Source organism: Flavobacterium sp. (assembly GCF_003525665.1).
In the GTDB taxonomy this organism is placed as follows: Bacteria; Bacteroidota; Bacteroidia; order Flavobacteriales; family Flavobacteriaceae; genus Flavobacterium.
In genome coordinates this window covers 1-7,091 of sequence record NZ_DQDX01000170.1, presented here as the reverse complement: position 1 = coordinate 7,091, position 7,091 = coordinate 1, and the positions used below count along the sequence as shown (strand labels likewise).

Genomic DNA, 7,091 nt, shown 5'->3' with positions numbered 1-7,091 from the left:
TTGCGGCACCAGATCCTAAGTCTGGCATGTCTACCAATTTCACCATATCCGCGAAAATTGTGAGTGCAAATATAAGAATAATTCTTAATTACAAATTATGAAATAGGATTTTTTTTTAAAACTCTTTTTCGTACTTTTGAATTTCAAAATAAACCATTAAAAATGAATAATATAAAACAATACGTTCAAGAAAACAAAGAGCGTTTTCTAAACGAATTAATCGAATTATTAAAAATTCCCTCTGTAAGTGCGGATACGGCTTACTCTCAAGATGTGATTGATACTGCAAATGCGGTGAAAGTTTCACTTGAAAAAGCTGGTTGTAATCACGTTGAAATTTGTGAAACTCCTGGTTACCCAATTGTCTTTGGAGAACATATTATTGATAAAAATCTTCCAACAGTTTTGGTTTACGGACATTATGACGTTCAACCACCAGATCCAATGGAGCTTTGGACTTCTCCTCCATTTGAACCTGTAATAAAAACCACAGAAATTCATCCAGAAGGTGCAATTTTCGCTCGTGGTGCTTGTGATGATAAAGGTCAAATGTACATGCACGTGAAAGCATTTGAATACATGATTCAAAACAATTGTTTGCCTTGCAACGTAAAATTTATGATTGAAGGTGAAGAAGAAGTAGGTTCTAAAAGTTTATCATGGTTTGTCACTCAAAATCAAGAAAAACTTGCTAATGATGTGATTTTAATTTCTGATACTGGAATGATTTCTAACCAACAACCGTCAATTACCACAGGATTGCGTGGTTTGAGTTATGTTGAAGTTGAAGTTACTGGACCAAATCGTGACTTACATTCTGGACTTTATGGTGGCGCAGTTGCAAATCCAATAAATGTTTTAGCAAAAATGATTGCCTCACTTCATGACGAAAACAATCACATCACTATTCCAGGATTCTATGATAATGTAGAAGAATTATCGTTAGAAGAAAGAGCCGAAATGGCAAAAGCACCTTTCAATTTAGATAATTATAAAAAAGCATTGAACCTTAACGACATTTATGGCGAAAAAGGATATGTTACCAACGAAAGAAACTCCATCAGACCAACGCTAGACGTAAACGGAATTTGGGGCGGATATACTGGCGAAGGTGCAAAAACAGTAATTGCAAGTCAGGCATTTGCAAAAATATCTATGCGTTTGGTACCAAATCAAGATTGGGAACAAATTACTGAATTGTTTACTAAACACTTTGAAAGCATTGCTCCTTCTGGCGTAACAGTAAAAGTAAAACCACATCATGGCGGACAAGGTTATGTAACTCCAATAGATAGCATTGGTTACAAAGCTGCCAATAAAGCTTACACTGAAACTTTTGGAGTTCCTGCGATTCCAGTGCGTTCTGGTGGAAGTATTCCTATTGTTGCTTTATTCGAAAAAGAATTAAAATCTAAAACTATACTAATGGGATTCGGACTAGATTCTGATGCTATTCACTCACCAAATGAACATTTTGGAATTTTTAATTACTTAAAAGGTATTGAAACTATTCCTTTATTTTATAAGTATTTTGTGGAAATGAGTAAATAATTCAACCGCAAATTCAACAATTTTTAATCCGTTCATTCTTAATTCAGTGAACGGATTTTTTTATACGAAAATGTTAAATTTTCATTCTACACTTGTAGAAGTAAAATTTTATTCTACATTTGTAGAGTTAATTCTAAAAACGTAGAGCAATGCAATTATCCAATTCGGAAGAACAGTTAATGGAACATTTATGGAAACTTGAAAAAGCTTTCATGAAAGATTTGCTAGAAGCATTTCCAGAACCAAAACCAGCTACAACAACAGTTGCAACTTTATTAAAAAGAATGATTGATAAGAATTTTGTGGCTTACAATGAATTTGGAAATTCAAGAGAATATTATCCATTAGTAAAAAAAGAAGATTATTTCTCCAAACACGTTAATGGATTGATAAAAAACTTCTTTAACGATTCGGCTTCGCAATTTGCTTCCTTCTTCACAAGAGAAACCAATCTAACCGAAAAAGAATTAGAAGAATTAAAAAAAATCATCGATGTTGAACTTCAAAAAAAGAAAAAATGATCGACTTTCTATTAAAATCAACCATCAGTTTAACCGTTTTTCTTGGCTTCTATCACTTAGTTCTAGAACGAGAAAAAATGCATCAATTCAATAGATTTTATCTTTTGTTTTCAATTGTAATTTCATTTGTGATTCCGTTTTTGACTTTTGAAATTATCAAAATTGTTCCTGTTGTTCAAAATATCGAACCGTTGAATACTGTCATAACTTCTTCGGCAATTCCGGAAAATGAAATTCAAGGAACTAGTTTACCTGTAGAGGAAAAAATCAATTTCATTCCATACGTTTTATGGAGTTTGTATGGAATAATTAGCTTCCTATTATTAATTCGATTCTCAAAAAACATTTGGAAATTAATTGCAAAATCCAAATCCAATCCGAATGTAAAATACAAAAATACTAATTTGGTTTTGGTTGAAGAAGAGACGCTTCCTCACACCTTTTTGAATTCAATATTCATCAATTTTGAAGATTATAATAACCGAAATATTGAAGACGAATTGTACTCGCACGAATTAGTTCATGTAACTCAAAAACACACTTTAGACATCTTGTTTATAGAATTCTTGAAAGTTATTTTTTGGTTCAATCCAATATTTATTTTTTATAAAAAAGCTATTCAACTCAATCACGAATTTCTTGCCGATGAAGAAATAGTGAAAACTTATAACAATGTACCGTTTTACCAAAATTTACTTTTGCAAAAAGGAAGCAACAACCAAACGATTTACTTGGCTAGTAACTTAAATTATTCCGTAACCAAAAAACGATTAATTATGATGACAAAAAGCACATCGAAAAAAATAGCACTATTAAAAAAAGTAGCTGTTGTTCCTATCCTTTCCGTGTTGGTTTACTTTTTCTGTATTGAAGTTGTGGCGAAGGAGAAGATAATTTCCAAAAATCAAGACGCTACAAGTGCAGAACTTATAAATACCGTAGAACTCGATAATTCAGAAGTAAGTGATAAAAGAAGAGATACATATTATAGTGGTGTTTATGTAAAAATTACAGATGTTAAAAAAGACACTACTATTAAAATTAATAAAATGTATGAAGACCTTTCGCTAAAGGAAAAAAGATATTACTTAAGTTGGGTTCCAAGTAAAATTAATCCAAAAAAAGTAAGCGAAGAATTATTTAACAAACTTAGTAATACTAACAAAGAAGCCGTTTGGATTGATGGAAAAGCTGTAAAAAACTCAGATTTAAAAAAATACAAATCATCAGATTTTAAATATTATACACGCAGATTTATTGATAAAAAAGTAAGATTAAAACAATTTCCTCAAGAATATCAATACACATTATTTACTAATGCCTATTTTGATAAAAATTTAAAAGACAGTCATGTAAAATATGAACATGATACTTTAAAAACGGGAATGATTGAATATCAAGAAGCAAAAAGAAGATATCCGAATAATTTTAGATCAAATTCACAAGAAAAGAATAGCATAGTAACTGAGGCTTCGTACTTTAAAGGAGTAAGATTCATCTATAGAGATGGAGGAAAAAATGGAAAAGTAATTATAGACAAGTTATATGAAGAACTTACAAAAGAAGATAAACAAAAATTTGGCACATATTTTCTTTTAACACCAAAACCGTTACAAAAGATGTCTCCAACGCAAAAAGAAATGGAGGAATTCAAAAACAGTAAAAAATATGCAATTTGGATTGATGGAAAACACGTTCCAAATGAAAATTTAAGCAAATACAAGCCAAATGAAATAGCTCATTTCAGTGGAAGTGTGATTTTAAAAAATGCAAGAAGCAAGAGATTTCCTCAACCTTTTCAGTATTGGTTCTCAACTCATAAATATTTTGAAGACACCAAAATGGGCGTTCAAAAAACAAAATATGCTGGAGATAAAGTTGAAGTTTGGCATGAAAACAAATCGAAGAGCAATAAAAAAGAAAATGATTGGGAAGATAAAAAAAGAGATTTCGCTTATGAAGGAATGACAATCACAATTGTTGATAAAAAAAATAATGTGAATTTTACAAAACCTTATAAGGATATTGCTGTTTCTTTAAAACAAAAATATCTTCCTATTCATATGTTCTACTTGAAAGAAAAAAGGATTCCATCAAAACAACTATTCGAAGATTTCAAAAATAAAGAGAAGTATTTAATCTTTCTAAATGATAACAGAATTGAAAATTCACAATTAAACAAAATGAATGTTAACGATATTTATTTTTATGCAAAAATGATGAATCCACCAACTTCTCCCAGAGATTTTTTATATTTCATTTATTCTAAAGATTTCTATGAAAAAAACTTAAAAGGTAAAATAAAAGATAAATTAGGAGGCTCAAGTAAAATGAAAATAATATTTAATTAAGCTATAAATCCGCTACAACCAAGCGGATTTTTATTTTAAAAACAATCTGTGAATCAGTGGCTAACCAAACTAATTTCCATCATTTTACAACATTATAAAATTTTTGGCGTTAAATTTGTATAACAATCATCACCCGAGGCGTAGCCGAACTGTTTGGAGCGTAGCGGAAAAAATCATCATAAAATCAATCAATCATGTTAAAACGTTTTTTTATTCTTTGTTCTGGTGTCGACACTGACATTGTGAACGGTTGTTCCAACGGCGAACAAAACAAATATGCCGGAATTGGAGCCACAGTTTTCTTCACAGCAATTATGGCTTTTGTAGCCAGTAGTTATGCTCTTTTTACGGTTTTTGACAATGTCTATACCGCAGTTTTCTTTGGGTTAGTTTGGGGATTTTTAATCTTCAATCTCGATAGATTTATTGTTTCTACAATAAAAAAACGTGATAACTTTTTAGACGAATTTATTCAGGCAACTCCTCGAATTGCTTTGGCGATTGTTATTGCAATTGTAATTTCAAAACCATTGGAAATCAAAATTTTTCAGAAAGAAATTGAAACCGTTTTGTTGAAAGAGAAAAACGAAATGGCATTGGCTAACAAAAAACAAGTTGCCAATTATTTCCAAAGCGATGTCGATAAAAACAAAGCCGAAATCGATAGCTTAAAAAGTGATATTGCCAAAAAAGAAAAAGAAGTCAACGATTTATACGCAACGTACATTACCGAAGCCGAAGGAACATCTGGAACCAAAAAGCTAGGAAAAGGTCCGGTTTATGCCGAAAAAAGATTGAAACACGATGCACAATTAAAACAATTGGATTCGTTAAAAGCTGTAAATGCTGTAAAAATTACCGAAAAAGAAAACAAAGCCAAAACGCTTCAAGCCGATCTTGACAAAAAAGTAACCGATTCACAACCTATTATCGATGGCTTCGACGGATTAATGGCTCGAATTAATGCTTTGAATAAATTGCCTTGGTTACCATCATTTTTTATCATGTTGCTGTTTCTAGCCATTGAAACTTCGCCAATTATTGCCAAATTACTTTCGCCAAAAGGTGAATATGATTTCAAGCAAGAAGACAACGAAATGGGAATTAAAAATGTATTGGCGCAAAACCGTTATCAAAGTGAATTGCAACGAAAAACCGATGCAGAAATTTATGATAAAGTCTACGCTGACATCAAAGAAGACCGAGAACTTTATAATTACAAAAAGAAAGGCGCAATGGAATTATTGAAATTGCAATCGGATGGATTTGTAGAAAAGCAGAAGAAATCAATATAAAAACATGAAAAACAAAATTTTAACTCTAGCATTTAGTGTATTTTTAATTGCAAGTTGCAACAAAAAAAGTGATGACACTAAAATGGAAACGACTACAGTAACCGAAATTAAAACAGATTCTATAATTGCTGTTGGTGACAATTCGCAAAATTCCTTAGACTGGAATGGAACTTACAAAGGAACAATTCCGTGTGCCGATTGTGAAGGAATTGCAATGGAAATTACCTTGAATAAAGATTTGACTTTTACATCTAAGTCGGTTTATTTAGGTAAAGAAAAAAACGAATTTAACGAAAACGGAACTTTTTCTTGGAACAAAGAAGGAAGCGGAATTACAACAGTTTCAGATAACAAAACAACTGCAATGTACAAAGTTGGAGAAAACAAACTGATCCTTTTAAATTCGGAAGGAAAAGAAAATTCCGATAGTACGATGGCGGATATGTATGTTTTAAATAAAGAATAAGCGAACTACTAGTTATCAAAACTCATAAAAAAACCCGATAAATTCAATTTTATCGGGTTTTACTTTATTATTACAACTTAGCGACTTAGCGTCTTTGTGGCAATTACATATAACTCAAAATCTCTTTCTTGTAGTTATCATATTCACCTTGCATAATCAATCCGTTGTCAAGGAGTTTTTTGTAATTCTGAAGTTTTTCAAACAACTCATCTTGCGACAATTCACTTAATTTTCTTTCTGAAGATGTTGTCGGCGCTTCTACTTTTGGTTCTTCAAATGAAGTATAATTTGAAACCGGAACAATTTCGGCAAAATTTGTAACTTCTTCTGTTTCCATTTCTTCAACCTCAGCAACTTCTTCAAAAGCTATTTCTTCTGCAATTATAGGATTACTTGTAGTTGAATTTACGACTGGATTTTTCAATAAATCCAATTGCTCTTTCGCGTAAGTATATAATTTTCGAGCTTGATTCTTTGGCAAATAATCAACTGTATGTGTTAAATCGGATTTGGTATTGAATGTGAAATCGGCTCCAAGAATTCCTTCTTTTACGAAACTTCCTGCAATATCATCCCAGTCATAATCTACAAATTCCATTGATAAACCAAGATTTTTTGGCTTGCAAAGAATTATTCTTTTGTTGGTAACCACAATACTATCTGGCAAAATGGTAACCGCTGGTTTTTTTTGCACAGCAATGTATCCAATTTCTTCATTTGACATTAATAAATTACTCAATTTTGAAGTGATTTTCTCAATCGCTTTGGGATCTTGATCTTCGTTTAATATTTTCTTTAAATTATCAATCATATTGAAAGTTTATTGGTTTAAGATTTTAAAAGATTTATCAAAAGTAATGCCTAATGTAATACAAAATGAAAAAAGAGCTTGATAAATCAACCTCTT

General features: G+C 31.1%; 6 protein-coding genes. 5 read left to right on the top strand and 1 reads right to left on the bottom strand.

Annotated elements, in window-relative coordinates:
- The first annotated feature begins 162 nt into the window (after window positions 1-162).
- The 5 genes from DIU01_RS11920 to DIU01_RS11900 all read left to right on the top strand — a co-directional run bounded on the left by DIU01_RS11920 (window position 163) and on the right by DIU01_RS11900 (window position 6,184).
- Window positions 163-1,551: a dipeptidase gene (locus DIU01_RS11920; RefSeq protein ID WP_290834742.1), complete on the top strand. Its 1,389-nt coding sequence runs from the start codon at window positions 163-165 to the stop codon at window positions 1,549-1,551.
- 149 nt (window positions 1,552-1,700) lie between these two features.
- Window positions 1,701-2,072 carry a BlaI/MecI/CopY family transcriptional regulator gene (locus DIU01_RS11915; protein ID WP_290834740.1) on the top strand — a complete coding sequence of 124 codons (372 nt, stop codon included), beginning with the start codon at window positions 1,701-1,703 and terminating at the stop codon, window positions 2,070-2,072.
- Window positions 2,069-4,423, top strand: coding sequence for a M56 family metallopeptidase (locus DIU01_RS11910; RefSeq protein ID WP_290834738.1), 2,355 nt, complete (start codon window positions 2,069-2,071; stop codon window positions 4,421-4,423). Before DIU01_RS11915 ends, DIU01_RS11910 begins: the two co-directional genes overlap by 4 nt.
- Before the next feature lie 194 nt (window positions 4,424-4,617).
- Window positions 4,618-5,718 carry a DUF4407 domain-containing protein gene (locus DIU01_RS11905; protein WP_290834736.1) on the top strand — a complete coding sequence of 367 codons (1,101 nt, stop codon included), beginning with the start codon at window positions 4,618-4,620 and terminating at the stop codon, window positions 5,716-5,718.
- Between the two features lie 4 nt (window positions 5,719-5,722).
- Complete coding sequence (locus tag DIU01_RS11900; RefSeq protein WP_290834734.1) at window positions 5,723-6,184, top strand: copper resistance protein NlpE; 462 nt, start codon at window positions 5,723-5,725, stop codon at window positions 6,182-6,184.
- A gap of 103 nt (window positions 6,185-6,287) precedes the next feature.
- Here the strand turns inward: DIU01_RS11900 and DIU01_RS11895 are convergent, their stop codons facing one another.
- Window positions 6,288-6,995, bottom strand: coding sequence for a PH domain-containing protein (locus DIU01_RS11895; RefSeq protein WP_290834731.1), 708 nt, complete (start codon window positions 6,993-6,995; stop codon window positions 6,288-6,290).
- Window positions 6,996-7,091 lie beyond the last annotated feature (96 nt).